Raw genomic sequence first — 249 nt, 5'->3', positions numbered from 1 at the left:
GTAGAGGTCTCACATGGCAAGGCAAAATCCCCCCATCTATATGGTTGGTGGTAGCAAGGGTGGTGTCGGCAAGAGTTTTGTGACGCTGGCACTGGTCGACTATCTGCAACGCACGGACATCAACGTCGTGCTGGTGGAGACGGACACGTCCAATCCTGATGTCATGAAAGCGGTCCATGCCGAAATCGAGTGCGCGTCATGTAATTTGGACGACGTCAGCGGCTGGATCGACTTTGTTAACTTCTGCGA

General features: G+C 53.4%; 1 protein-coding gene. It reads left to right on the top strand.

The window, feature by feature from the left end:
* Window positions 1-13 precede the first annotated feature (13 nt).
* The coding region (locus SB847_RS21835) for a P-loop NTPase (protein WP_410578810.1) at window positions 14-249 on the top strand (236 nt) is incomplete at its 3' end.

Source organism: Bacillus sp. SIMBA_026, from assembly GCF_046535335.1.
GTDB lineage: Bacteria > Bacillota > Bacilli > Bacillales > Bacillaceae > Bacillus > Bacillus velezensis.
The sequence above is the reverse complement of the archived record's forward strand: the minus strand, read 5'-3'. Positions and strand labels throughout refer to the sequence as shown.